A 24,984-nucleotide genomic window follows, 5' to 3' on the forward strand; every position below is an offset into this window, starting at 1 on the left:
AAGAGCTATGGCCGGTGACATTGGTCACGCTCAGACTCGGGTTTAGCTAGAACGCGTTCTAGGGACGCGTTCGCGCGGGGAGTATCCACCGGATTCGGCGAGATGTCGCCTTGGTCCACTAATCTGGGGCACCCTCCCCCGCCCGGAGAGTGCCGAGATGCCGTCAGACGCCGACGAACCCGTGTTCGACGAAGAGTTCATCAGGGGCGCCGCGTTCACCGAGCCGTCCGCGCAGGAGCGGTCGCGCCCGCCGGGACGGCTGCGCCGGATGCGGGACCGCCGCGCCCTGCGCCGTTCCGGTCCGAGCGGCCGAGCCGGTCGCCGGGGCCTCGGCGGTCGCGGTCCGCTGGGCCGCCGGCGGCGGCGCGAGCGCCGGGAGCCGACCCACCGCAGGGCCGTCCTCCAGGTGATCGCCGGAGTGGCCGTGCTGCTGATGATCTCCACGGGGCTGTGGTGGTGGAACCGGCCCGCGCCGCGCGACGAAGCCGACGGATCGGTCATCATCGAGCAGGGCGTTCCGGACGGCGGGAACCCGGGCGGCGCCGCCCCGGGAGCGCACGGCGATCCGTTCGCGGGCTCCCCGGCGGCGTCCTACGCGGACGGCGAGGCGGGCATCCAGATGCCCGATCCGAAGGCGGCGAACGGCCTCTCGGAGGCGGACCTCGCGCTCGCGTACGTGCGCGTCCGCAAGCTGATCGTCGCCGCGAACCTGGACCCCGCCACCGTCTACGAGCGCAAGCCCGACGCGTTCCGGAGGCTGCTCGACCCCGCGCAGCGCCGGACCTTCGACCGCGACCTCGACGAGAAGGGCGAGCACAACAGCCGGACCTGGCTGACGAGCTTCGCCGCGGGCACCGCCGAGCGGGCCGTCCCGACGGTCAAGGTGCACGGGACCGTCACCGCGGCCAAGGCCCGCGACCAGGGCAGGCCCGGCGTGAAGGTGACCGCCGACCACCTGTTCGTCTACGCGGTCCAGCGGCCGGGCCGTCCGGAGACGGCGATGCGCGAGGTCGTGCGCCGCGCCATCGAGGTGTTCGTCTACCGCGAGGGCGGCGAGGTGAAGCTGTGGCTCACCCGCACGGACAGCTCCTCCGCGCCGTCCGCGTGCGACATGGGCGACGGCTTCGTCCACCCGCGGTACCGGGACGACCGGGGCGGCGCGCCGGGCGGCGAGTCGCACGACCCGTACGACCAGTCGAAGCCGATCCAGGAGGACCCCGAGTGCGGGCAGGTCACGCGCGTCTGAAGCCCGTCGGCGGCTGAGGCTCAGGCGGGATCGAGCACCACCCGCAGCGCGGCGTAGGCCGGGACGAGGACGCGGCGGGCGGGCCGCCGGGAGACGATCCGGTACGGGCGGCCGGACGCGTGGAGCGTCCGCAGCATCCGCTCGACCTGGGTCCGGGCGACGGCCGCGCCGAGGCACAGGTGGCGGCCCCCGCCGAACCAGAGCTGCCGCGTCTCCGGCACGTACGCGCGGCGGACGTCGAACGGCCCGGCGCCGTTGGTGGCGAGGTAGGTGAGCAGGAGGACCCGCTCGCCGGCGCGGAGCGTCCGGCCGCCGACGGTGGCGTCCCGCGCGACGTGCCGTCCGATCACGGCCGCCGGGGTGGCGACGCGGAGGCCCTCGCGGACGGCGTTCCCGATGAGCGACGGATCGGCGAGCAGCGCGTCCTGCTGGCCGGTGTCGTGCAGCAGCGCGGCCGTGCGGACGGTCCCGGACGCGCCCGTCTCGGTGCCCGCGATCACGAGCAGGGTCGCGAGGCCGCGCGCGAGCGGCAGGCCGAGGCCCATCTCCCGGCAGCGGCCGAGCAGGGTCCCCGGCCCGCCCTCCGCGTAGCCGCGCGGGACGCCCGCGGTGATCTCGTCCACGATCGCGCGGGCCTCGGCGACGGTCTCCGGCGCCAGCTCGGTGGACGCGGTCGTGCCCATCGCCAGCCCGGCGAGCCGCTCCCCGGCGGCGAAGACGTCCCGGTAGGCGCCGTCCGGCCGGTCGGCGGGCAGCCCGAGCAGGTCGGCGACCATCCGTCCGGCGAGGACGCGGGAGGCGTCCGCGACGTCCACGCTCTCCCCGGCGGCGAGGCGCCGCGCCAGCCCGGCGTGGTGCCGGCCCTGGGACCGTTCCACCAGCGTGCGGGCGGCGTCCTCGGTGAACAGGTCGCGGGCGCGGGTGCGGATCTCCGCATGCCGCGCGCCCCCGAAGAACTGCGCCATCTCGTCGCCGAAGAGCTGTGTCCACAAATGGCCGACGCCGCCCTCCCCGTTCATGCCGAAGGCGGCGTGGTCGTTGAGGACGCGGCGCGCCAGCACCGGGTCCGTCACGACCCAGCCGAGACGCGGGACGCGCGTGATCGGCCCGGTGTGCCGGGCCGCCTGGAGCAGCGCGTAGAGCCCGCGGTTCCCGGCCCACAGCAGCCGGGCCTCATGCCGCGCCGCGTCCGCCGTCGCAGTGGCCGTCTTCGCAGTGGCCGCCGCCGTCGCGTCCGTCTTCGCAGGGGCCGCCGCGCGGGCCGCTTCGCTGGTCATCCGGCGATTGTGCCCGGGAGAAGACTTCGCACGGTAGGGCGAAGCACCCGAATAGGTGTGAGTGGTAGTACTCACGGCCTAACGGGTTACAACGCCCAGGAGTTGTTCCGTAGGGTTCCCCTGTCCGGGGACGGCCGCTCGCGGGGAGGCTTGATCCGCACGGCGCGGCCGGGCACGGCGGGCACGGGGACCGCCTGCCGCGCGCCGCGCCGCTCACAGGACGCCGTCCACGCAGGACGAGGAACCGGGGGACCGAAACCCATGAGAGCCCGCATCACCGCCGTCGCGGCGCACCTGCCCGAGCGGACGGTCGCCAGCGCCGAGGTCGAGGCCCACGTCGCCGCCGCGAGCGCCACCGCGACCGGCGGCTACCGGCCGCACCCGACGATCATCGAGCGGATGACGGGCATCCGCTCCCGGCACGTCATGGACGACGGCGAGCAGGCGTCCGACCTGGCCGTCGCCGCGGCCCGCCGCGCCCTCGCCCGGCGCGGGGCGGAACCGGCCGCCCTCGACCTGCTGATCTTCGGGTCGGCGTCGCAGGACCTCGTGGAGCCCGCCACCGCGCACATCGTCGCCGCCAAGCTCGGCGCGACGTGCCCGGTCTTCGACGTGAAGAACGCCTGCAACAGTTTCCTGAACGGCCTCCAGATCGCGGACGCGCTGATCCGCACCGGGCAGCACGAGCGCGTCCTCGTATGCACCGGCGAGAGCCCGTCCCGCGCGATCCGCTGGAAGGTGCGCGACCGCGCCCAGTTCGCGGACGCGTTCGCCGGCTACACGCTGTCGGACGGCGGCGCCGCGGCGCTCGTCGAGGCCGCCCCCGACGGCGGGATCTTCTACCGCGACTTCGCGGCCGTCTCCAGCGCCTGGCGCGTCGGGACGCTGCCGGGCGGCGGATCCATGCACCCCCGCGACCCCGAGCACACCTACTTCAGCGGCGACGGCCGCCGCCTCAAGGACGCATTCCTCGCCGGCGGCACCGAGATCTTCGACACGGCGCTCACGAAGACGGGCCTGACCTGGGACGACTTCGCCGTCGTCGCCGTCCACCAGGTGACCGTCCCGTACCTGGAGGTGCTGCGGGCCACGCTCGGCATCCCCGCGGACCGGCTCGTCGTCACGCTGCCCGACCACGGCAACGTCGCCTCCGCGAGCCTGCCGCTCCAGCTCGCCACGGCGCTGCGGGAGGGCCGCTGCCGCGCGGGCGACCGGGTCGCGCTCGTCGGCCTCGCGGGCGGCATCAGCCTCGGCGTCGTCTTCGCCGAGCTGTGAGGGGAGCCGAGGGCATGCGCCTGTGGGTGGTCGTCCCCGCCTACGACGAGGAGCGCTCGATCGGCGCGACGCTGCGGCGGCTCGCCGAGCAGACCGACACCGCGTTCACGCTCGTCGTCGTCGACAACGGCAGCGCCGACGCGACCGTCAAGATCGTCCGGGAGTTCGCGGAGGAGCGGCGCCCCGGGCCGGACGTGCGGATCGTCCACGAGCCCGAGAAGGGCACGGGCGCCGCCGCCGACACCGGCTTCCGGCACGCCATCGCCGCCGGCGCCACCCACATCGCCCGCACCGACGCCGACTGCCTGCCGCACCGCGACTGGGTCGCCGCCGTGAAGCGCGCCTTCGGCGACGGCCTCGCCATGGTCAGCGGTCCGCTCCGCCCCCGCACGGACGAGTTCCCGCTGAAGTTCTGGGAGCGGCGGCTGCTGCCCGCCGTCGTGGAGACCGCCGCGCTGTTCGGGCGGTTCCGGCCCGGCAACCAGGACCCGTTCTACCTCGGCCCGTACGTCATGATGCCCGGCTGCAACGTCGCGATCACCGCGGACCTGTACGAGCGGGCGGGCGGCTTCCCGCGCACCCGCATCGAGGACGTCCACGAGGACCGCGCGCTCGTCAACCGCGTCCGCTACCTGACCGCCGCCTACGGCCTCCGCAAGGACGTGGTCGTGTACGGGTCGGTCCGGCGCCTCCGCGCGTTCGGCCTGGTCAGGACCCTCGGCTGGTACGCCGACCACCGCTACCGCCCCGAGGTCGTGGACATCCGATGACGCCGGGCCACTGGGAGCGGCGCCTCTACCTGACCGCGCACCCGTTCGCGTACCCGCTGCTGCGCGGCGTCGCCCGCCTCGGACCGGTCGTGCGCGTGCCCGGCGTCGGCGTGATCGTGAACGACGCGTCCGCGGCCCGCGAGGTCCTCATGGACGGGACGGCCTTCCGCAAGGACGGCCCCGGTTCGCCGGGCGAGCTGTGGACGCCGGTGCTGGGACCGTCCGTCCTGCTGAACATGGAGGGCGACGCGCACCGCGCCCTCCGCCGCCGCCTCACCGACCTCTTCACCCCGGCCTACGCGCGGGATCTGTGCGAGCGGGTGCTGTCCGCCCCGCTGGAGCGGCTCGCCGGCCGCCTCGCGCGCGGCGCGGACGTCGACCTCGTGGACGCGTCCCGGATGATGGCGGGCGCCGTGATCAGCGAGGTCATCGGCCTGGAGACGCGAACGGAGGACGCGTTCCGGGACCTGTTCGAGCAGGGCGAGCGGATCGTGTCGATGGTCTCCCTGCGGACGCGGCGGCTGTCCCCGGCCCAGGTGGCGCGGGCCCGCGCCGTCCTCGACCCGCTCGGCGATACCGCCGCGAAGGCGTACGCGGCGGGCGACCCGTCCACCGTCATGGGACGGATGCGGGCGCTCGGCCTGTCCGAGGACGAGGCGCGCGGCGCCGCCGGGGCCTTCTTCCTCACCGGCACCGAGACGGTCGCGACGCTGCTGCCCCGGCTGGTCGCGCTGCTCGCCGACTCCGGCTCGCTCGACCGCGTCGCCGCCGACCCGGACGGCCTGCTCGACCCCGCCGTGGACGAGGCCATGCGCGCCACGACGCCGACCCCCGTCATGCTGCGCAGCGTGCACCGCCCCACCACGGTCGGCGGGGTCGCGGTCCGGCCCGGCGACCGCGTGCTGATCGCCACGCACAACTGCTGCCGCGCGCACGGGCCGTTCGACCTCGACCGCCCGCACCCGCCCGAACTGCGGCGGCTCTGGTTCGGCGCGGGCCCGCACTTCTGCATCGGCTACCCCCTCGCGATGGCGGAGATCCGGCTCATCGCCCGCACCCTCCTCGCCGCCGCCCCCCTCCGCATCACCCGCCGCACCGCGGCGCGCGGCGTCCTGATCCCGACCTACCGAACCCTGACCATCCGCACCGCACCGGAGGCGATGGCGTGACGCTCGTCCGGCAGATGCTCGACCAGGCGGCGCGCACGCCCGAGGCGGTCGCGCTCGTCGCGGGCGACGGCGCCGAGCTGACGTATGGCGAGCTGCGGCGGCAGGTGCTCGCCGTCCGGCACGGCCTCCTCGACGCGGGCCTCGGCGCGGGCGACGGGGTGCTGTTCTCCGTCCGGCCGTCGCCGGAGTCGCTCGTCCTCGCCCTCGGAGTCGTGGCGGCGGGCGGCGTCGTCGTGTTCGCCGACCCGGGCGCCGGCCCGGAGATGTTCACCGCGCGGCTCAGGCTGGCGCGCCCGCGCTGGTCCGCCGCCGAGTCGATCCTGTACGCGGGCAGCCGCCTGCGGCCCGTCCGGGCGTACGCGCGGCGGCGCGGCCTGCTCCTCCCGAACCTCGCCGACCTGCGCGTTCCCGGCGGGGACCCGCTGCGGCACGTGCACGTCGGCCGGTGGCTGCCCGGCGTCCCGCGCGGCTCCCTCTCCTTCGCGGACCTGGCCCGCGGCCCCGCCCCCGAGCCCGAGCTCGGCGACGGCGACCCGGACGCGCCCGCCGCCGTGATCTTCACCTCGGGCACGACGGCGGACCCGCGCGCCGTCGTCCACACGCAGGGATCCCTCGCGGCCGCGCTCGGCCTGTTCCGCGCGCGGATGCCGCTCGGACCCGGCGACGTCGTCCACACCGACCAGCTGATGCTGGGCCTGCCGACGCTGATCTCGGGGGCCCGCTGGTCGATGCCGCCGCTGGCCTGCCCGCCCGCGGAGTTCGCGCGGCTGCTGCGCGAGCGCGGCGCCACCCACACCTTCTGCGTGCCCGTCCACCTCGCCGAGATCCTGGACGCCGTCCCGGAGCTGCCCGCGACCCTGCGGTACGTGCTGCTCGGCGCGGCGCCGGCACCCGCCGGGATCCTGCGCCGCGCGGTCGCCGCCGCCCCGTCCGCCGAGGTCCTGTCGGTGTACGCGATGACCGAGATCGTGCCGGTTGCCGTCGCGCGGGCCGCCGAGAAGCTGGCGCACACCGCGTCCGGCGCGGGCGGCGACCTGCTCGGCACGCCCCTGCCCGGCGTCACCGCCCGCGCCGCGGACGACGGGGAGCTCCTGCTGTCCGGCCCCAACCTGTGCTGCGGCTACCTCGGCGCCGACCCGCTCACGGAACTGCCGACCGGCGACCTCGTCCGCCTCGACGCCGGGCGCCTCGTCCTCGTCGGCCGCAAGAAGGACATGCTGATCCGCGGCAAGTTCAACCTCTACCCGGGCCTGTACGAACCGTCGATCACCGCGCTCCCCGGCGTGGACGACGCCGCGATCGTCGGCGTGCCCGACCCCGAGACGGGGGACGAGGAGGTCGTCCTCGCCGTCGTGGGCGCGGACGACCTGCCCGCACGCCTCCACCGCACCCTGCCGGACGTCATCGACCACGACGCCCTCCCGGACCGCATCGTCGTCCTGCCGGAACTGCCCCGCTCCGGCCGCACCCGCAAACTGGACCGTGACCTCCTCCGCGCGGAGGTCACGCGATGAGGATCGCGGTCACCGGCGCATCGGGCTTCGTCGGCGGCGCCGTGTGCCGCGCGCTGGCAGCGCAGGGCATCGCGACATTCGCGACAGGCCGCCGCCCCACCGTCCCCCCGGGCCACCTGGGCGGCGCCGAGTACCGGGCCTGGGACCTCACCGAAGGCCCGATCCCGGACGCGCCGCCCGTGGACGCCGCCGTCCACTGCGCGGGCAGCGTCACCGACTGGGGACCGGCGGCCACCCTGTTCACCGCGAACCTGATCGGCACCCGCAACGCCCTCGCGTCCTTCCCGGACGCCCGGTTCGTGCACCTCAGCACGGCGAGCGTGTACGACCCGTCCCGGCCGAGCGTCATGGTCACCGAGGACGAGGCGCCCGTCCGCCGCTACCTCAACGCCTACGGCGCGTCGAAGGCCGCCGCCGAGCGCGCCGTCCTCGCCGCCCGCCGCGAGACGATCATCCTGCGCCCGCACGCCGTCTACGGGCCCGGCGACACCACGCTGCTGCCGCGCGTCCTGTCCGCCGTCCGCGGCCCGCTGCTCCCCGCGGTCGGGACGGGCCGCCAACGCGTCAGCCTCACCTCGGTCGCGAACCTCGTCCAGGCGTGCCTGCTCGCCGCCACCGGACCGGTCGGCACGGGCGTCTTCAACGTCGCGGACGCCTTCCCGGTGACCATCGACGACGCGTTCCGCGCGATCCTCCGCGAGCGCGGCGTCCGGGCCCGTCCCGTCTACGCGCCGGAACGCCTCGCCCGTCCGCTCGCCGCCGTGGCCGAGGGCGCGTTCCTGCTGGCCCGCCGCCCGGAACCGCCCCGCGTGACCCGCTACGCGATCAGCCATCTGGCGGTCGAGCGGACGCTCGACATCACCGCCGCGCGCGAGGTCCTCGGCTACCGCCCGGCCGCGACCGGCTTCACCGGAGCCGCCGCCTGGTGAACCGTCAACGCGAGGTTGACGATCGGAGCCCGTCAACCTATGGTTGACGCATGACGGAACCGACGCAGGCGTCGGGTCGGGTAAGGCTGGACGACCTGATCGACGCCATCAAGAAGGTGCACCCCGATCCCCTCGACCAGCTCGCCGACGCGGTGATCGCCGCCGACCACCTCGGCGAGGTCGCCGACCACCTCATCGGCCACTTCGTCGACCAGGCACGGCGCTCCGGCGCGTCCTGGACGGAGATCGGCACGAGCATGGGCGTCAGCAAGCAGGCCGCGCAGAAGCGGTTCGTGCCGAAGGGCCAGGCGTCCGACCTCGACCCCAACCAGGGCTTCGCGCGCTACACGCCGCGGGCGCGCAACGTCGTCACCGCGGCGCAGAACGAGGCACGCGCCGCGCGCAACGACGAGATCCGCCCCGTCCACCTCGTGCTGGGCCTGCTCAGCGAGCCCGACGCGATCGCCGGGAAGGCCATCGTCGCCCAGGGCGTGACCCTCGACGCCGTCCGCGAGGCCGCCACGGCCGCGCTGCCGCCCGCCGCCGACCACGTGCCCGACCTGATCCCCTACGGCCCGCAGGCCCGCAAGGCGCTGGAGCTCACCTTCCGCGCCGCCCTGCGCCTCGGCCACAACTACATCGGCACCGAGCACATCCTGCTCGCCCTGCTGGAGCTCGAAGACGGCACGGGCGTCCTCTCCGGTCTCGGCGTGGCCCCGGAAGCGGCCGAGGCCACCATCGCCGAGGCCCTCGCCCCCTTCAAGCCCTGACCGGAATGGCCCGGACCTGACGGAATCTGGCCCGTCCCCGCCTCGCGCCCCCGGGACGGGTCCGGCGATCGTAGCGGTCGTGAACGTGATCGAACTGCGCCGGTACGCCCTGCGCCCCGGCCGCCGGGACGACCTCGTCGAGCTGTTCGAGCGGGAGTTCATCGAGCCGCAGGAAGCGGCCGGCATGACCCCGCTCGGCCAGTTCCGCGACCTCGACGACCCCGACCGCTTCGTGTGGCTGCGCGGCTTCGACGACATGGAGACGCGCGGCAAGGCGCTCCCCGCCTTCTACGAGGGCCCGGTCTGGGCCGCCCACCGCGACCAGGCGAACGCCACCATGCTCGACTCCTCGGACGCCCGCCTCCTGCGCCCTCTCACCGCCCTCCCGGCCCTACCGGAACGCCGCCCGGTAGGCGCCGAGCCGCCGTCCGGCTTCGTCGCGGTGACCCTATGGTCGTTCGGCGCGCACCTAGCGTCCGCGGAACCCGTGATGCGCAAGGCAGTCATCCCGCAATACGGGCCCGACGCGATCGTCCTGGCCACCCTGGACGCGGAGAACAACTACCCAAGGCTCCCCATCCGCACAGGCGACGGGCACATAGCCGTAATAACAACCCACCCAGACGAAGCCGCCCACCAGGAATTCCAGACAAGAATCACCCTGCCCCCAGACATCCCACCCCCCACGACCCTCCGCCTGGCCCCGACCCCCCGCTCCCTGATCCGCTAAATCGGATCGCTGCGCTGAAGTAAAGAAGTGCGAGACCACCTACACGGAGCAGACCTGTCCGCCGCGTTCCACACCGACATCGTCCGGCCACTGCTGGCACGACACATGCCGGACCTGCGCTACGCGGCGGCACGACTGGGCTCAGGCTCGGACGTCCTAGGCCTGGACGACGACATGAGCCGCGACCACGACTGGGGCTGCCGCCTGACCCTGCTGGTGGACGACCCCTCGGCGGTACCGGAGATCGACCGGCTGCTGGAGCGGGAACTGCCCGTCCGCTACGGGACCCACCCGGTACGGTTCCCCGTCACCTGGGACCCCACGGACACGCACAACGTCCATGTCGCCACCGTCGCGGACTTCTGCGTGAGCCGTCTCGGCGTCGGCCCGACCGGGAAACTGACGGCCCTGGACTGGCTGTGCCTGACCGGCCAGAGCGTCCTGGAGGTGACGGCAGGCCCGGTATTCGAGGACCAGACGACATCGCTCCAGCGAGCCCGTCACACCCTGCGCCACTACCCGCCCGACATCGAACGGTACGTCCTGGCTGCCTGGTGGCGACGGATCTCCCAGTGGATGCCCCTAGCGGGACGAACCGGAGCACGCGGCGACGAAGCGGGCTCCCGCATCCTGGCCGCCCGCGCCGCCGAAGACCTCTACCGCCTGGCGTTCACGCTGGCGCAGGAATGGGCGCCGTACGCCAAGTGGCGCGGCCTAGCATCACGCACCCTCCCGTCACCGACCCTGAGGTGAAGGCGCTACCACCGAAGGCCGGCTCACAGTGGGTAGACCACACGAACACCCTGATAGACCCGGCCCGCCGAACGTCCCTATGAACGGTCTACGGGGACCTCGGTCACGTAAGGCTCGGCCCAGCCGAGCAGGGCGTCGGTCGATATGGCGATGAGGGCGTGGTTGAGCAAGCTGTCGAACTCGGCCTGGTCGGTGCAGGCGTTGATGTAGGCGCGAGCGTCGTCCAAGATGTGGACACCGCGGATCTTCAGCACCTCGAGCACATGTTGCGCTGTCGCTTCGGCTCGCACCTTCTTCAGTCCCGCCACATAGCCGCGGGCGAAATGTTCGCGGCCGAAAGGGGTGGAGATACTCCGGGGTGACGAGGTCATGCTCTCCTCCGTGACGTGCCGGACGGCCGGGGCACACCGGGTGATCCCGTCCGGCGCCATGTGCCGCGGTCAGCGCGGGCGTCCTTGTCCGTGTGGTTGGTGACGTGACAGCGTTGCTCAGTCGAACAGGTCGTCGGTCGTCGTGGCGGTGAGGGCGCGGTCAAGCAAGGCGTCGAGTTCGGTCTGGTCAGTGCATGCGTTAATGCGGGAACGAACGTTGCTCGGAACGTGGACGCCGCGGGTGTTCAGCACCCGCAACACCGCTTCCGCCTTGCCTTCCGCCTTGCCTTCGGCTTGGCCGAGGGCGAAGTGTTCGCGGCCGATGGGGGTGGACGCGATCCAGGTCGGCGAGGTCACGTTGTCCTCCCATGATGCGCCGGACGGCCGGACACACCGGGTGATCCCGTCCGGCGCCATGTGCCGCGGGTAGCGCGGGCGTCCTTGTCCGTGTGGTTGGTGACGTGACGACGTTGCTCAGTCGAACAGGTCGTCGGTCGTCGTGGCGGTGAGGGCGCGGTCAAGCAAGGTGTCGAGCTGGGTCTGGTCGGTGCATGCGGTGATCCGGGAGCGGACGTCGCTTGGCACGTGGACGCCGCGGGTGTTCAGCACCCGCAACACCGCTTCCGCCTTGCCTTTTGCCTCGCCTTCGGCTTGGCCGCGGGCGCGTTCTTCGCGGCCGAGAGGGGTGGTGGCGGTCCAGGTCGGCATGGTCATGATCTCCTTCATGATGTCCTGGACGGTCGGCTCGGCCGTCCTGAATGCGTGTTCAATGTACTTCGAAGCGTAACCATCCCTCAACGAGTTGAAGCCGAACAGGCATGCTTCGGTGACCTCCCGTCGTCGCCCGTGCGTGAGCATCGCGAGTATCGCGAGGTCGGGGTTCTTCGTGGCCTGGTCGGGCTCGGTGATGGGCGGGACCTGCTCGGGGCCGATCACGTAGGCCTGGAACTCGTAGCCGGGCAGGCTCGTGGTGAACGGTTCGGCGTACCAAGCGGCCGTGCGCGCCTCGGGGCAGATGCACAGCACTGTCACCGGGGAGCGGAGGCTCAGCCAGAGGGCGGCCGCGTAGCGGGGCAACTGGGTGCGTTTGGGGTCGCTCTTGAGTTGCTGGATCTCCACGATGATGGCGTGTACCGGCGCGTGCGGCGGGCCGAGGGTGACCACGGTGTCGGGGCGCAGGTCGCTGGACGGACGGTCGTTGAAGTCGTTGCTGGCCACCTGGACCAGCGTGGTCTCGGGTATGTCGACGCCTTGGAGATCGCGGAGGAGCTCCAGAGCGAACTCTGGGCGGTCGCGGAACATCTGGTTGAGGGTGTCGTGGCGGGGGGATGGCATGTGCGAAACGTTACTGCATGACTACTCTCCGGTGGGGTGGTTTTCGATTCCTTCGGATGCGAAAGTGCGGCGGGCGGGTCTCAGGTCAGGTGGAGGGCCAGGAAGAAGTCGACGCGGTCTTCGAGGCGTGACAGGTCGCGGCCGGTGAGGTCCTCGATGCGCTGGATGCGGTAGCGGACCGAGTTGACGTGCAGGTGGAGCTGCTCGGCGCAGCGCGTCCAGGAGCCGGAGTGCTGGAGGAAGGTCTCCAGCGTGCGGATCAGGTCGGCGTTGTGGACGTCGTCGTAGGTGCGCAGCGGGTCCAGGAGCCGGACCTTGAACATGTGTCGGACGTCGTCCGGGACGCTGGCCAGCAGCAATACGTGGGTGGCGAGTTCGTCGTGGCGGACGACGCAGACGGGGGCGGTCCGTCCGGCGGCCAGGCGGCGGGCGTAGCGGGCCTCCTCGACGGCGCCGCGGAGTTCGGCGGGGGCGACGACGTCGCTGACTCCGACGGTGAGGCCGCCTTCGGCGAAGCCCGGGGCCAGCGCATCGAGGGTCCGGCCGATCTCGTCCGCGATGTCGCGGCCGGGGTCGTCGATCTGGACGAGGGCGATCGCTTCGTCGTCGAGCAGGCCCACGACCGGGCGCGGGACGGGCATGGCCTCAGTGAGGACGGCGCGCAGCTCGCCGGGGCGGAGCGCGCCGCGTCCGGTGCCTCGGCTGGAGGCGGCCACGGCGACGAAGGCGGCGGAGGTGTCCAGGCCGATCAGTTCGAGGCGCGCGGTGGTCTCGTCGGCGGGGGCGCCGGTGACCAGCAGGCGCACGAGTTCCTGGGCGAGGCGGCCTTCGGCGCTGAGGCGGTCGTCCAGCCTCGCCCGTTCGAGGGCGACGATCGCGGCCAGTTCGGTGGTGAGGGCGCGGCGTTCGGGCGGCCATTCGGCGGCGTCGCCTTCGCAGGCGAGGAACCAGTCGGCGACGCGGGACGTGGTGTCCTCGGCGACGGGGAAGATGGTGGTCCCGGCGTGCCGGTGGGGCAGGCGCGGGGCGGTGAGGAAGGCGCGGGCGAGCGCGGTTCCGGCGGGTGGCGGTTCGGGGCCGGCGACGACGCGTCCGGTGGGGGTCAGGACCCAGCAGCGCATGCCGAGGTCGCGGCCGACGAGGTCGAGGACGGCGGCGAGGCCCGCGCCGGTGCCGTGCCCGGCGACGAGCCTGCGGTGCCGGTCGAGGACGGCGGTCAGGTCGGCGGCGCGGGCGCCGGACAGGTGCCGGACGACCTCTTCGGTGACGGTCGCGAACGCCACGTCCTCGGGGACCTTGAACAGCGGGATGCGGTGCCGCGCGCACGCCTCGACGAGGTCGTCCGGGATGGTGCCGCGCGCGAGGTCCCAGGCGGCGAGGCCGGACACCCCGGCCTTGGCGAGCGCCCGGACGAACACCTCGGAGTCGGCGGGTCCGGACCGCCAGACGAGGCCCGTGAGGACGAGTTCGCGCCCGCCGAGGTAGCGGCCGGGGTCGAGCAGGTCGGTGGTGACGACCCACCTGATCACCCGGTCGAGCTCCTCCGCGCCGGTGACGAGCTCCAGCCGCAGTTCGGGCATGTCGAGCAGCGAACGCAGCTTCATCGTCCCAGTCTGTCCGGCGCCGGCACCGGTTCGCGCGTCCGGGGAGCCTTGGAGCAACGCACGAAAGGGTGCCGGTGAGGGGCCTCACAGTTCGGAGATCCTGTGCCTCGACCGCGGCGCGGGTACCTGTATGTACTACAGGCGGGGAGGGAGAGGGGGACGCCGGGTGCCGACGGACAGGCTGAACGCCTTGGTCAGCGACGAGGCGCGGGCCGAGCTGCTCGCGTGCTGCGCGTCCGGGCGCTGGGCGGACGCGGTCGTCGCGGGCCGTCCCTACGCCGACCTGGAGGCGCTGCGGGCGGCCTCGGCGCGGGCGCTGGCCGATCTCGACTGGGCCGATGTGGAGGAGGCGCTCGCCGCGCATCCGCGCATCGGCGACCGGGTGCGGGGCGGTGATCGGGAGTCCGGCTGGTCGAGGCGCGAGCAGTCCGGGGTGGACGATGACCTGCGGGACGCGCTGGCCGAGGGCAACCGGGCGTACGAGGAGCGCTTCGGGCACGTGTTCCTGATCTGCGCGTCCGGTCTGAGCGGCGCCGCGATGCTGGACGCGCTGCGTGCCAGGCTGGGCAACGACGAGCGGGCGGAGCGGGCCGTCGTCCGAGGGGAGCTGGCCAAGATCGTCGACCTCAGGCTGGCCAAGCTGGTGGGGGAGATTTGAGCCTTTCTACGCATGTGTTGGATGCCGCCAAAGGATTGCCTGCCACGGGTGTGGCCGTCCGGTTGGACCAGCGGGGGCCGGACGGCGGCTGGACGCTGCTCGCCGAGGCCCGCACCGACGAGGACGGCCGGATCCGGGAGTGGGGCGTCGTGCCGGAGGCGGGGGTGCACCGGCTGACGTTCGACACGGCGGGGTTGTCGGAGTTCTATCCCGAGGTCACGGTGGCCTTCACGATCACCGATCCGGAGCGGCACCTGCACGTGCCGCTGCTGATCAGTCCGTTCGCCTACTCGACCTACCGAGGGAGCTAGTGCCGATGGCCATCGTGCTCGGCCCGAACCGCTACGGGAAGGCGGAGACGCGTGTCGTCCGCGTGAGCAGGGACGGCGGCGTCCACCGTCTCAAGGACCTGAACGTGAGCGTCTCGCTGTCGGGCGCGATGGAGGACGTCCATCTGACCGGCGACAACGCGGCGGTGCTGCCGACCGACTCGCAGAAGAACACCGTGTTCGCGTTCGCGAAGAAGTACGGGGTCGGGGCGGTCGAGGAGTTCGGGCTGCTGCTGGCGAGGCACTTCGTGGACTCGCAGCCGACGATCACGCATGCCCGGGTGGAGATCCGCGAGTACGGGTGGAAGCGGATCTCCGGGCCGCACTCGTTCGTCCGGGACGGCGGCGAGGTCCGGACGGCGCTGGTGCACAGCGACGGCACGGGCGGGGCGGAGTCGGTCGTGTCCGGCCTCGCGGACCTGGTCGTGCTCAACACGACCGGCAGCGAGTTCCACGGTTTCATCGAGGACGAGTACACGACCCTCGCGCCGACGGACGACCGGGTCCTGGCGACCGAGGTGACCGCCCGCTGGCGGCACCGGGACACGGCCCCCGGGTGGGAGGCCGAGGACTGGGACGCCTCGTACCTGGAGGCCCGCGCCGCACTGCTCGCCGCCTTCGCCGAGACCCACAGCCTGTCCCTCCAGCAGACGCTCTACCAGATGGGACGGCGGGTCCTGGCGGAGCGGGCGGAGCTGTGCGAGGTGCGGATGGCGATGCCCAACAAGCACCATTTCCTGGTCGATCTGGAGCCCTTCGGTATGGACAACGACAACGAGGTCTATTTCGCTGCGGACCGCCCGTACGGCCTCATCGAGGGCGCCGTGCTCACCGATGACGCGCCGGGCGCCCCGGCCGCGTGGAGTTGAGGACGCAATGGACTTCCTCCGGCCGGTGACCTGGGAGGACGCGCTCGCCGCCAAGGCCGCGCGGCCCGGGGCGCTGCCCCTCCAGGGCGGCACCGACGTCATGGTCGAGATCAACTTCGACGCGGTCCGGCCCGAGGCGCTGCTCGACCTGACCCGCGTCCGGGAGCTCGCGGAGTGGGACGAGGCGGACGGGCGGCTGCGGGTCGGCGCCGGCGTCCCATACGCGCGGCTGATCGCCGAGCTGGGCGACCGGCTGCCGGGGCTGGCGCAGGCGGCGCGGACGGTCGGTTCGCCGCAGATCCGCAACCGCGGCACGGTCGGCGGCAACCTCGGCGCGGCGTCGCCCGCCGGGGACGGCCATCCGCCGCTGCTGGCCGCGGGCGCGGTGATCGAGGTGGAGTCGGAGGCGCGAGGCGTCCGGATGATCCCCGCGGACGGGTTCTTCCGCGGGGTGAAGCGCAACGCGCTGGAGCCGGACGAGCTGATCCGTGCGTTCTGGATCGTTCCGGCGCCCGGCCCGCAGTACTTCGCGAAGATCGGCACCCGGAACGCGATGGTGATCGCCGTGTGCTCGTTCGCGGTCGCGCTGCATCCGGACGAGCGGCGGGTCGGCACCGGGGTCGGCTCGGCCGCGCCGACGCCGCGCCGCGCGCCGGCCGCCGAGGAGTTCGCCGCCGCCGAGCTGGACTGGGACGGCCGCGGCCCGCTGTCCCCGGCCGCCGCCCGCCGCTTCGGCGAGCTGGTCGCCGGGGCCGCGGCGCCGATCGACGACGTCCGGGGGACGGCCGCGTACCGGGGGCACGCCCTCGCGGTCCTCGCGCGCCGCGCGCTGACCTGGGCCTGGAACGACCACCGCGCCGAGGGGAAGGAGGCCGTCTGATGCGCGTCACCGTCACCGTCAACGGCTCGGAGGAGACCGTGGACGACGTGTGGGAGGGCGAGAGCCTGCTCTACATGCTGCGGGAGCGGATGGGCCTGCCCGGGTCGAAGAACGCCTGCGAGCAGGGCGAATGCGGGTCCTGCACGGTGTATCTGGACGGCGTCCCGGCCTGCGCGTGCCTCATCGCGGCGGGGCAGGTCGAGGGGCGCGAGGTCCGCACCGTAGAGGGGCTGGCGGGCGGGGAGCGGCTCGATCCGGTGCAGGAGGCGTTCGTCGAGGCGGGCGCCGTCCAGTGCGGGTTCTGCACGCCGGGGCTGATCGTCCAGTCGCACGACCTGATCGGGCGGAACCCCGCGCCGACGGACGCGGAGATCCGCGAGGCGCTCGCGGGCAACCTGTGCCGCTGCACCGGCTACGAGAAGATCCTGGACGCGGTGCGCCTCGCGGCCCGCAGGAAGGCGGCCGCGCGATGACCACCGTGATCGAGAACGCGCACGTCGTGACCGTCGCCGGGGAGGAGTTCCCCGGCGGCCACATCGTGGTCGAGGGCGACCGCATCACGGCGGTCGGCGCGGGCCCCGCGCCGCGGGCCGAGGGCGCCGCGCGGATCGACGGATCCGGCTGCCTGGCGACGCCGGGCCTGGTCAACACCCACCATCACCTCTACCAGTGGGCGAGCCAGGGCGTCGCCACCGACGGCACGTTGTTCGAGTGGCTGACCACGCTCTACGAGCCGTGGTCGAGGATGGACGCGGAGGTCGTCGCAGGCGCGGCGAGCGCCGGGCTCGGCTGGCTGGCGAAGTCGGGCTGCACCACGTCCACGGACCACCACTACCTCTTCCCGAAGGGGCGCGGCGACCTGTTCGCGGCGGAGGTCGAGGCGGCCGCCGAGCTGGGGCTGCGGTTCCATCCGTGCCGCGGGTCCATGGACCGCGGGCGCTCCCGGGGCGGCCTCCCGCCGGACGAGGCCGTCGAGGACCTCGACACGATCCTCGCCGAGACCGAGGCCGTGATCGACCGGTACCACGACCCGTCGCCCGGCTCGATGCTGCGCGTCGCCGTCGCGCCGTGCTCGCCGTTCTCCGTCAGCCGGGAGCTGCTGACGGCGGCGGCGGAGCTGGCGCGCGCCAAGGGCGTCCGGCTGCACACGCACCTCGCGGAGACGCTCGACGAGGAGGAGCACACGCGCGAGCAGTTCGGCATGACGCCCACCGAGTACATGGACTCGATCGGCTGGCTCGGCCCGGACGTGTGGCTGGCCCACTGCGTCCACCTGCACGACGCCGACGTCAAGCGGCTGGCCGAGACCGGGACGGGCACGGCGCACTGCCCGAGCTCGAACGCGCGGCTCGGCTCGGGCATCGCCCGCGTCTCCGACCTGCTCGCGGCGGGCGCGCCGGTCGGGCTGGGTGTGGACGGCCCGGCGTCCGCCGAGTTCGTGCCGCTCGCCGGGGAGATCCGGCAGGCGATCTACATGCAGCGCGCCCGGTACGGGCCGGCGGCGCTCACCGCGCGGCAGGCGCTGGAGATCGCGACGCTCGGCGGCGCCCGCTGCCTCGGCCGCGCGGACGAGATCGGCTCCCTGGAGCCCGGCAAGCTCGCCGACATCGCGCTGTGGCGGGTGGACGGCTTCCACGCCGCGGTCGACGATCCCGTGGTGGCGTTCGCGTTCGGCGCGACACCGCCCCTGCACCGCCTCCTGGTCGGGGGCCGGACCATCGTCGAGGACGACACGCTCGTGACCGTCCCGCAGGACGAGGTCGCGCGGCGCGGCGCGGACGCCCACCGCCGCCTCAAGCGGCTGGCGGAGGATCTCTGATGGCCACCCCGGCGAAGACTCCCGGCCCGGTGCGGATTCCCGGCGGTGTCGCCGCGCCCGGCCGGGGAGGGATCGGGGAGAGCCCGCTGCGGCCGGACGGCACGCTCAAGGTCGCGGGAGAGTTCGCCTACGCGTCCGACCTGTGGATGGACGGGATGCTGTGGGGCGCGACGCTGCGCAGCCCGCATCCGAGGGCCCTGATCCGCTCGATCGACATCGGGCCGGCGCTCGCCCTGCCCGGCGTCCTCGCGGTCCTCACCCACGAGGACGTCCCGGGACGCAAGATGTTCGGCATCGACCACACCGAGGACCAGCCCGTCCTCGCCATCGACCAGGTCCGCCACCAGGGCGAGCCGGTCGCGCTGGTCGCCGCCGACCATCCCGAGACGGCCCGGCGCGCGATGAGCCTCATCGCCGTCGACTACGCGGTGCTCGACCCGATCACGGACCCGCGCGCCGTCATCGCCGACCCGGAGGGCTTGAAGGTCCAGGACCGCGGCGGCATCACCCGCTACCAGCCCGTCCGCGTCGGCGACGTGGACGCGGCGAAGGCCGCCGCCGAGGTCGTCGTGTCGGGGGAGTACGAGGTCGGTATCCAGGACCAGGCGTTCCTGGGGCCCGAGTCGGGCCTCGCCGTCCCTTCCGACGACGGCGGGATCGACCTGTACGTCTCCACCCAGTGGCTCCACAACGACCTGAAGCAGATCGCGCCCTGCCTCGGCCTCTCCGAGGACCAGGTCCACCTGACCCTCGCTGGCGTCGGCGGCGCGTTCGGCGGACGCGAGGACCTGTCGATGCAGATCCACGCGGGCATGCTGGCGCTGCGCACCGGCAGGCCGGTGAAGATGTCCTACAACCGGTACGAGTCGTTCTTCGGCCACGTCCACCGGCACCCGGCGTGGATGCGGTACGAGTACGGCGCCACCGGGGACGGGCGCCTCGTCTACGCCGACGTCGAGATCATCCTGGACGGGGGCGCGTACACGTCGTCCACGATGAACGTCGTCGGCAACGCCGCCTCGCTCGGCGTCGGCCCCTACGAGATCCCCAACATCCGGATCGACGCGTACGGCGTCTACACGAACAACCCGCCGTGCGGCGCGATGCGCGGCTTCGGGGCGGTGCAGGCGTGCTTCGCCTACGAGTCGATGATGGACCGGCTCGCCGCGGCGTGCGGCCTCGGCCGGATCGAGGTGCGCCGCCGCAACGCCGTGTCGCAGGGCTCCAGGCTCGCGACGGGCCAGGTCATCGAGTCCCCGGCGCCGCTGGCCGAGATGCTGGCGCGGCTGGAGGCCATGCCGATGCCGGCGGAGCCGGACCGGAGCGACCTGCGGAACCTGCCCGGCGGCGTCTCCCAGAGCACCCGCGGCGAGGGCGTCGTCCGCGGCGTCGGCTACGGCGTCGGCCTCAAGAACATCTGTTTCTCGGAGGGCTTCGACGACCTGTCGACCGCGCGCGTCCGGCTGGAGGTGATCGGCGGCGAGGCGTCCGTGCTCGTCCACACGGCCGCGGCGGAGGTCGGGCAGGGCCTCGTCACGGTCCAGGCGCAGGTCGCCCGCACCGAGCTCGGCGTCCAGAAGGTCACCATCGCCCCGGCGGACGACCGGGTCGGCGACGCCGGCTCGTCCAGCGCGTCCCGCCAGTCGTACATGACGGGCGGCGCGGTGAAGCGGGCCTGCGAGGCGGTCCGCGCGGAGCTGCTCGCCCGCGCCGGACGGCGGTTCGGATGCCCCGCCGGGGAGCTGGGCGTGGCCGACGGGAAGATCGTGCGGCTGGCGGCGGGCGCCGTCCTCGGCACCGTCGAGGACGTCCTCGGCGACGGCGCGATCGAGGAGACCCGCGAGTTCCACCACCGGCCGACGGCGCGCATGGACCCGGTCACCGGCCAGGGCCGCAGCCACACCCAGCTCGCCCTGTGCGTGCACCGCGCCGTCGTCGACGTGGACGTCGAGCTCGGCCTCGTCAAGGTCGTCGAGCTGGCCGCCGTCCAGGACGTCGGGAAAATACTCAACCGGCTGTCGCTGGAGGGCCAGATCCACGGCGGCTCCGCGCAGGGCCTCGGGCTCGCGGTGATGGAGGAGATCGTCGTGTCCGGCGGCCTCGTCCGCAACCCCTCGTTCACCGACTACCTCATCCCTACCATTCTCGACATGCCGCCCATGCGCCTCGACATCCTGGAGAACCCCGATCCCGAGGCCCCCTACGGGCTGCGCGGCGCGGGGGAGCCGCCGACGCTCTCGTCCACGCCCGCGATCGTCGCCGCGATCCGCGACGCCACCGGCAGGCCGCTCACCCGCGTCCCGGTCAGGCCGGAGCACATCACGCTCCCGGAGGCGCCGTGAAAGCCGTGCCCAGGAGGTTCGCGGTCAACTGCTCGATCCTGTTCACCGGCCTGCCGCTCCTCGACCGCCCGGCCGCGGCGAAGGCGACGGGATTCGACGCGGTCGAGTTCTGGTGGCCGTGGCCGGGCGAGCCCGTCCCGTCCACCGCCCAGGTGGACGCCTTCTGCAAGGCCGTCGAGGACGCCGGAGTCCGGCTCATCGGCCTCAACTTCTACGCGGGCGACATGCCCGCGGGGGAGCGCGGCGTGCTGTCCGACCCGTCCCGCACGGACGAGTTCCGCGACAGCATCGGCACGCTTCTCTACATCGCCGAGCGCACCGGCGTCCGCTCCTTCAACGCCCTCTACGGGCAGCGCCTGGACGGCGTCGCACCCGCCGACCAGGACAGGACCGCGACCCGCAACATCGTCCACGCCGCGCACCAGGTCGCCCGGCTCGGCGGGACGGTGCTGATCGAGCCGCTGGCCCGCGGCCTGAACGGCGCCTACCCGCTGGAGACCGCCGCCGCCGCCGTCGCCGTGGTGGAGCGGGCCCGGGCCGAAGGCGCGGCCGACGTGCGCCTCCTCTTCGACGCGTTCCACCTCACGACCAACGGCGACGACCTGCACAAGGCCGCCCACGAGCACGCCGCGTCCATCGGCCACGTGCAGATCGCCGACGCGCCAGGCCGGGGCCGCCCCGGGACGGGCGGCATCGACTTCCCCGGACTCTTCGCCGTCCTCGACGACATCGGCTACGACGGCTGGATCTCCCTGGAGTACGTGGACCCGTCACCCGACTTCACCTGGCTGGAGCCCTACCGGACGAAGGACCGATGACGTACGACCTGGTGATCCGCTCCCTGCGCACCGTGCTCCCCGACGGCGAGCGCCCCGCCGCCGTCGCCGTCCGGGACGGCCTGATCGCCGCCGTCGAGGCGTACGACGCCGCGCCGCCCGCCGCGTCCACCGTCGACCTCGGCGCCACCGCACTGCTGCCCGGCCTCGTCGACACCCACGTCCACGTCAACGAACCGGGCCGCACCGAATGGGAGGGCTTCGCCACCGCGACCCGCGCCGCCGCGGCCGGAGGCGTCACCACCCTCATCGACATGCCCCTCAACTCGCTGCCGCCCACGGTCACCTCATCGGCGCTGGCCGAGAAGCGCGCGGCCGCCGCCCGCGCCTGTCACGTCGACGTCGGCTTCTGGGGCGGCGCGATCCCCGGCAACGCCGCCGAACTCCGCCCCCTGCACGAGGAGGGCGTCTTCGGCTTCAAGTGCTTCACGTCCGACTCCGGCGTCCCCGAGTTCCCGCCCCTGCCACCATCCGAGATGCGCGCCGCGTTCCGCGAGATCGCCGCGTTCGGCGGCCTGGTCATCGTGCACGCCGAGGACCCCGAGACCCTCACCGTCCCCACCGGCGGCCACTACCCGGCGTTCCTGGCGTCCCGCCCGCCCTCCGCCGAGCGCCGCGCCGTCGAACACGTCATCCGGACCGCCCGGGACACCGGCGCCCGCGCCCACATCCTGCACCTGTCCGCCGCCGACTGCCTCGACCCGCTCGCCGAGGCGCAGGCCGAAGGCCTCCCGATCACCGCCGAGACCTGCCCCCACTACCTGACCCTCTCCGCCGACGACGTCCCCGGACCGGACGTCACGTCCTACAAGTGCTGCCCGCCCATCCGCGACCCCGCCAACCGCGAACGGCTCTGGGACGGCCTCGCCGCCGGAATCGTCTCCTGCGTCGTCAGCGACCACTCGCCCTGCACCCCCGAGCTGAAGAAGGGCGACTTCGCCACCGCCTGGGGCGGCATCTCGTCCCTGCAACTGGGCCTGCCCGCCGTCTGGACGGCCGCCCGCGCCCGCGGCCACGACCTCCGCACCGTCGCCCGCTGGATGTCCGAGGCGCCCGCCGCCCTCGCCCGCGTCCCCCGCAAGGGCCGCATCGCCCCCGGCCACGACGCCGACCTCGTCGCCTTCGCCGCCGACGACACCTTCACCGTCGACCCGTCCGCCCTTCACCACCGCCACCCGGTCACCCCCTACGCGGGCCGCACCCTCGCCGGCACCGTCCAGGCCACCTGGCTGCGCGGCGTCCGCGTCGACGGCCGCACGCCCACCGGACGCCTGCTCACCCGATCGGAGACTCCTTGACCGGCTCCACCGCCCGGCCCGACTTCACGGCGCACCCGGACTTCACCGCGCACCCGGACCTTGCCGTCCGGACCCTCGGCGGCTCCGTCCTCGCCGCCAGCGACGAGTCGTTCGCCGAGAAGGAGAACCTCCTCAACCCGTGGGCGCCCGCCTTCGACGCCGGGACGTTCGGCCCGAAAGGCCAGAAGTACGACGGCTGGGAGACCGCCCGCCGCCGCCCCGGCCCGGACGGCGCCCTCGGCCACGACTGGGCCCTGGTCCGCCTCGGCCTCCCCGGCCTGATCCACGGCGTCGTCATCGACACGGCCTGGTTCCGCGGCAACTACCCCCCGCACGCCTCCGTCGAAGCCTGCGCCATGGACGGCTACCCGAGCCCCGCCGACCTCGCCACCGCCGCCTGGACCGAGATCGTCCCGAGAAGCGCCCTCACCGGCGACACGTCCCACGCGTTCCCCGTCCAGGCGGACCGCCTGTTCACCCACGTCCGGCTGAACATGTTCCCGGACGGCGGCATCGCCCGGCTCCGCGTCCACGGCGAGGTGATCCCCGACCCGGGCCACCTGACCGGCCTGACCGTCGACCTCGCCGCCCTGGAGAACGGCGCCCGCGTGACCGGCTGCTCGAACGGGTTCTACTCGTCGCCCGACAACATGCTGTTCCCCGGTCTGGCCCGCAACCAGGCCGACGGCTGGGAGACCGCCCGCCGCCGCGACGGCGCCAACGACTGGGCCGTGATCCGCCTCGCCGCCCCCGGCACCATCGCGCTCGCCGAAGTCGACACGACCCACCTCAAGTTCAACGCGCCCGCCGCCTTCGCCCTCACCGCCCTGGACGGGGGCACCGAGACCCCGCTCCTCCCGCGGACGCCGCTGCAACCCGACACCCGCCACCGCTTCCGCCTGGCGTCCCCGGAGGTCTCACACGTCCGCCTCGACATCTATCCGGACGGCGGCATCGCCAGACTCCGCCTCCTGGGCGCTCTGACTCCCGCGTCCGAACAAGTCCTCAAGGAGCGCCACCGCGCCCTCCGCGCCGGTTAGCGCGTCCGCAACGGCCCGCGGCCGCCCATCGACCGCGGGCCGTGCGCGGGGTCAGGCCTCCTCGGCGGGCTCCTCCTCCAGGAGGTCGTCGAACTCGCCGTCCTTGACGCCCGCGATGAAGGCGTCCCACTCGGCCTCGGTGAAGTAGAGGATCGGCCCCTCGGGGTTCTTGGCGTCACGCATGACGACGGCCCTCTCACCGAAGTCCTTGTGCTTGACGGGCACGTCCTTGCCATCGACGAACTCGATGATGACCCCGTCGCTGAGGATCGGTTCCTGGTCGGTCACTGGCACACCTTCTTCGTCCCGGGCTTCGGTCGGTCTCAGGTTAGTGCCGCGAGGCCCCGCGCCACAGGAAAAGCGCCCCCGGCCGCGGACCGTCCGTCGCCGGACGCGAACGCGCGGTGGGGGATCGGCGAAGCAGCATTGACCCCCCACGCTGCGGAAGGCAGGACATGACGCGAAAGACCTGGACATGGCCGCGGTGACCCGGCGCCCCGGCCCCACTTCCACCGGACGCACCAGCACCAACGGCGCGCTTGCCGCGGGCGACGACTCCGGCGTCATCCAGCGGTCCCGGCACGAGCCCGAATGCTTCGCCGTGCTCTTCGACCGCTACTACACCGCGATCCACGGGTACGCCGCCCGCCGCCTCGGACCGGCGCTCGCCGACGACGTGGCCGCGGAGACGTTCCTCATCGCCTTCGACCGGCGCGGAAGCTACGACGCCGCGCGCGGCGACGCGCGCCCCTGGCTGTACGGGATCGCGTCCAACCTGATCGCCCGGCACCGCCGCGCGGAGGTCCGCCAGTACCGCGCGCTGGCCCGGACCGGCGCCGACGCCATCGCCGAGAGCCACGCCGACCGCGTCGCCGGACGCCTGGACGCGCAGGCCGCGCGCGGTCCGCTGGCCGCTGCGCTGAGCGACCTCCCGGACGCCGACCGGGACGTCCTGCTGCTGGTCGCCTGGGGCCAGCTCGGCGTCCACGAGGTGGGCGAGGCCCTCGGCATCCCGGTCGGCACGGCCCGCTCGCGCCTGCACCGGGCCCGCCGGAGGGTCCGCGCCGCGCTGGGCGATTCCGCCCCCACGACCCTCGGAGAGGACCTCGACGGATGAACGACCTGACCCTCCTGCGCGACGCCTGGGACGAGCCCGCCCCGCCCGCCCCC

At 73.6% G+C, this 24,984-nt stretch carries 26 protein-coding genes; 20 read left to right on the forward strand and 6 right to left on the reverse strand.

What is annotated here, in order from left to right; translation table 11 throughout:
* Positions 1-157 precede the first annotated feature (157 nt).
* A complete protein-coding gene (locus E1300_RS11985) occupies positions 158-1,246 on the forward strand; it encodes an SCO2583/SCO2584 N-terminal domain-containing protein (protein ID WP_131757034.1) in 1,089 nt (362 codons plus the stop codon).
* A 20-nt stretch (positions 1,247-1,266) separates the two neighbouring features.
* Here E1300_RS11985 and E1300_RS11990 read toward each other — a convergent pair whose 3' ends face one another.
* Entirely contained in the window at positions 1,267-2,523 is a 1,257-nt protein-coding gene (locus tag E1300_RS11990) for a cytochrome P450 (RefSeq protein ID WP_242619099.1), read from the reverse strand.
* Between the two features lie 261 nt (positions 2,524-2,784).
* Between E1300_RS11990 and E1300_RS11995 the strand changes: the two genes are divergently transcribed.
* The 8 genes from E1300_RS11995 (at position 2,785) to E1300_RS12030 (ending at position 10,433) form a co-directional block, all read left to right on the forward strand.
* Positions 2,785-3,798: a 3-oxoacyl-ACP synthase III family protein gene (locus tag E1300_RS11995; RefSeq protein WP_131757035.1), complete on the forward strand. Its 1,014-nt coding sequence runs from the start codon at positions 2,785-2,787 to the stop codon at positions 3,796-3,798.
* A 14-nt stretch (positions 3,799-3,812) separates the two neighbouring features.
* Entirely contained in the window at positions 3,813-4,568 is a 756-nt protein-coding gene (locus tag E1300_RS12000) for a glycosyltransferase family 2 protein (protein WP_131757036.1), read from the forward strand.
* Positions 4,565-5,737 carry a cytochrome P450 gene (locus E1300_RS12005; RefSeq protein ID WP_131757037.1) on the forward strand — a complete coding sequence of 391 codons (1,173 nt, stop codon included), beginning with the start codon at positions 4,565-4,567 and terminating at the stop codon, positions 5,735-5,737. Before E1300_RS12000 ends, E1300_RS12005 begins: the two co-directional genes overlap by 4 nt.
* Complete coding sequence (locus tag E1300_RS12010) at positions 5,734-7,251, forward strand: class I adenylate-forming enzyme family protein (RefSeq protein WP_242619100.1); 1,518 nt, start codon at positions 5,734-5,736, stop codon at positions 7,249-7,251. The genes E1300_RS12005 and E1300_RS12010 overlap by 4 nt, the downstream gene beginning before the upstream one ends.
* Entirely contained in the window at positions 7,248-8,180 is a 933-nt protein-coding gene (locus E1300_RS12015; protein ID WP_131757038.1) for an NAD-dependent epimerase/dehydratase family protein, read from the forward strand. Before E1300_RS12010 ends, E1300_RS12015 begins: the two co-directional genes overlap by 4 nt.
* Before the next feature lie 50 nt (positions 8,181-8,230).
* Positions 8,231-8,950 carry a Clp protease N-terminal domain-containing protein gene (locus E1300_RS12020; protein WP_131757039.1) on the forward strand — a complete coding sequence of 240 codons (720 nt, stop codon included), beginning with the start codon at positions 8,231-8,233 and terminating at the stop codon, positions 8,948-8,950.
* A 79-nt stretch (positions 8,951-9,029) separates the two neighbouring features.
* Entirely contained in the window at positions 9,030-9,680 is a 651-nt protein-coding gene (locus tag E1300_RS12025) for an NIPSNAP family protein (RefSeq protein WP_207399657.1), read from the forward strand.
* A 27-nt stretch (positions 9,681-9,707) separates the two neighbouring features.
* Positions 9,708-10,433, forward strand: coding sequence for a DUF4037 domain-containing protein (locus E1300_RS12030; protein WP_131757040.1), 726 nt, complete (start codon positions 9,708-9,710; stop codon positions 10,431-10,433).
* A gap of 77 nt (positions 10,434-10,510) precedes the next feature.
* Here E1300_RS12030 and E1300_RS12035 read toward each other — a convergent pair whose 3' ends face one another.
* From E1300_RS12035 to E1300_RS12050, 4 genes are all read right to left on the reverse strand, one after another.
* The gene (locus E1300_RS12035) at positions 10,511-10,804 is read right to left on the reverse strand and encodes a hypothetical protein (RefSeq protein ID WP_131757041.1); all 294 of its coding nucleotides are present in this window, start codon (positions 10,802-10,804) and stop codon (positions 10,511-10,513) included.
* A 117-nt stretch (positions 10,805-10,921) separates the two neighbouring features.
* Entirely contained in the window at positions 10,922-11,161 is a 240-nt protein-coding gene (locus E1300_RS12040; RefSeq protein WP_242619101.1) for a DUF4351 domain-containing protein, read from the reverse strand.
* 117 nt (positions 11,162-11,278) lie between these two features.
* Positions 11,279-12,106, reverse strand: a complete 828-nt coding sequence (locus E1300_RS12045; RefSeq protein WP_131757042.1) for an RpnC/YadD family protein — start codon at positions 12,104-12,106, stop codon at positions 11,279-11,281.
* A gap of 113 nt (positions 12,107-12,219) precedes the next feature.
* Positions 12,220-13,743 (reverse strand): PucR family transcriptional regulator, encoded by a 1,524-nt coding sequence (locus E1300_RS12050; RefSeq protein WP_131757043.1) that lies wholly within the window; start codon positions 13,741-13,743, stop codon positions 12,220-12,222.
* Between the two features lie 166 nt (positions 13,744-13,909).
* Here E1300_RS12050 and uraD point away from each other — a divergent pair, with 166 nt between their 5' ends.
* Genes uraD through alc form a run of 10 tightly spaced genes read left to right on the forward strand, consistent with a single transcriptional unit; the run spans position 13,910 to position 23,814 of the window.
* The gene (uraD, locus tag E1300_RS12055) at positions 13,910-14,401 is read left to right on the forward strand and encodes a 2-oxo-4-hydroxy-4-carboxy-5-ureidoimidazoline decarboxylase (protein WP_242619102.1); all 492 of its coding nucleotides are present in this window, start codon (positions 13,910-13,912) and stop codon (positions 14,399-14,401) included.
* Positions 14,398-14,712, forward strand: a complete 315-nt coding sequence (uraH, locus tag E1300_RS12060; RefSeq protein WP_131757045.1) for a hydroxyisourate hydrolase — start codon at positions 14,398-14,400, stop codon at positions 14,710-14,712. The genes uraD and uraH overlap by 4 nt, the downstream gene beginning before the upstream one ends.
* A 5-nt stretch (positions 14,713-14,717) precedes the next feature.
* A complete protein-coding gene (gene pucL, locus E1300_RS12065; protein ID WP_131757046.1) occupies positions 14,718-15,599 on the forward strand; it encodes a factor-independent urate hydroxylase in 882 nt (293 codons plus the stop codon).
* Between the two features lie 7 nt (positions 15,600-15,606).
* Entirely contained in the window at positions 15,607-16,479 is an 873-nt protein-coding gene (locus E1300_RS12070; RefSeq protein ID WP_131757047.1) for an FAD binding domain-containing protein, read from the forward strand.
* Positions 16,479-16,952, forward strand: a complete 474-nt coding sequence (locus E1300_RS12075; protein WP_131757048.1) for a (2Fe-2S)-binding protein — start codon at positions 16,479-16,481, stop codon at positions 16,950-16,952. Before E1300_RS12070 ends, E1300_RS12075 begins: the two co-directional genes overlap by 1 nt.
* Positions 16,949-18,298, forward strand: a complete 1,350-nt coding sequence (locus tag E1300_RS12080; protein WP_207399658.1) for an 8-oxoguanine deaminase — start codon at positions 16,949-16,951, stop codon at positions 18,296-18,298. The genes E1300_RS12075 and E1300_RS12080 overlap by 4 nt, the downstream gene beginning before the upstream one ends.
* Positions 18,298-20,640, forward strand: coding sequence for a xanthine dehydrogenase subunit D (gene pucD / locus E1300_RS12085; protein ID WP_207399659.1), 2,343 nt, complete (start codon positions 18,298-18,300; stop codon positions 20,638-20,640). The genes E1300_RS12080 and pucD overlap by 1 nt, the downstream gene beginning before the upstream one ends.
* Before the next feature lie 5 nt (positions 20,641-20,645).
* Positions 20,646-21,458: a hydroxypyruvate isomerase family protein gene (locus E1300_RS12090; protein ID WP_207399660.1), complete on the forward strand. Its 813-nt coding sequence runs from the start codon at positions 20,646-20,648 to the stop codon at positions 21,456-21,458.
* Positions 21,455-22,774: an allantoinase AllB gene (gene allB / locus E1300_RS12095; protein ID WP_131757050.1), complete on the forward strand. Its 1,320-nt coding sequence runs from the start codon at positions 21,455-21,457 to the stop codon at positions 22,772-22,774. Before E1300_RS12090 ends, allB begins: the two co-directional genes overlap by 4 nt.
* Positions 22,771-23,814, forward strand: a complete 1,044-nt coding sequence (gene alc / locus E1300_RS12100; protein WP_131757051.1) for an allantoicase — start codon at positions 22,771-22,773, stop codon at positions 23,812-23,814. Before allB ends, alc begins: the two co-directional genes overlap by 4 nt.
* 51 nt (positions 23,815-23,865) lie before the next feature.
* Here alc and E1300_RS51480 read toward each other — a convergent pair whose 3' ends face one another.
* Positions 23,866-24,102 carry a DUF397 domain-containing protein gene (locus E1300_RS51480; RefSeq protein WP_207399661.1) on the reverse strand — a complete coding sequence of 79 codons (237 nt, stop codon included), beginning with the start codon at positions 24,100-24,102 and terminating at the stop codon, positions 23,866-23,868.
* Positions 24,103-24,289: 187 nt separating this feature from the next.
* Between E1300_RS51480 and E1300_RS12110 the strand changes: the two genes are divergently transcribed.
* Entirely contained in the window at positions 24,290-24,931 is a 642-nt protein-coding gene (locus tag E1300_RS12110) for an RNA polymerase sigma factor (RefSeq protein WP_131757052.1), read from the forward strand.
* Positions 24,932-24,984: the final 53 nt, after the last annotated feature.

The organism is Actinomadura fibrosa, assembly GCF_900659615.1.
In the GTDB taxonomy this organism is placed as follows: Bacteria; Actinomycetota; Actinomycetes; order Streptosporangiales; family Streptosporangiaceae; genus Spirillospora; species Spirillospora fibrosa.